Origin of the sequence: Phytoactinopolyspora endophytica (assembly GCF_004138495.1) — a bacterium.
In the GTDB taxonomy this organism is placed as follows: domain Bacteria; phylum Actinomycetota; class Actinomycetes; order Jiangellales; family Jiangellaceae; genus Phytoactinopolyspora; species Phytoactinopolyspora endophytica.
In genome coordinates, this window is sequence record NZ_ML142871.1 from 71,781 (window position 1) to 72,601 (window position 821).

Consider the following 821-nt stretch of genomic DNA (forward strand, 5'->3'; position numbering starts at 1 on the left):
CAGGTCGGGCTCGCGGAGGAAGTCAACGGCGTGGTTGGCCTCCACGTCTTGCAGCTTGCCCCACAACCGGACGGTCTCCCCCAGCGTCTCGCGCACCCGGCCGTCCGGGAGCGCCGGCCGGCCCGCGTCGTCGGGCTGGCGAGACTCGAAGGACAGAGCCGACACGCACGCCGCAAGCTCGGCCGGGTCGAGCCCTTCCCACAGGCCTTCCCGCAGGCACTCGGCAGCGAGCAGGTCCATCTCGCCGTACAGCCGCGCCAGCCGCCGGCCGGACTCAGTCGCCGCATCGGCGCCGTCGAGGTATCCCAGGGAGTCCAGGACGGAACAGACCCTGTCGAACTGCCTGGCGATGGTGTTGGTCCGGGACTCGATGCGCCGGGAGAGCTGCGCGGCCTCGCGTCGCAGCTTGTACCAGCGTTGCGACCAGCGAGCATGCTCCTCCCGGTCCGCGCAGCCGTGGCACGGGTGAGAGCGCATCTCCCGCCGGAGCTGTGTCAGGCGCTCGTCTTCGTCGTCGCTGGTCCGCTTGCTACGCCGCCGTCCCTGGTTACCGTCCCGATCTACCGGGGCGGGCGCTCGCTCCCGCATGGTCGCGGCGAGATCTCGCCGCGAGGCCGGCGCCTTGGGGTTGAACGAGCGCGGAATCCGCATCCGGGTCAGCGCTTCGACCGGGTCCGGAAAATCGGTGAGAGACAGCCTGCGGACCTGGCGTCCCTCGGTGAGCACCGTCGGACGGGGCCCCTCGCCCCGATCGGCGCCTCCCGGCATGCCGGGGTCCAGCACCACGGCCAGGCCTGCGGACTTTCCTGCCGGTACCCGGA

Annotated in this window: 1 pseudogene; it reads right to left on the bottom strand. The window is 71.7% G+C overall.

Going from position 1 to position 821, the window contains the following annotated elements:
- Positions 1-821 (bottom strand): annotated as a pseudogene (locus tag ELR45_RS41725) (DEAD/DEAH box helicase); the annotation flags it as partial.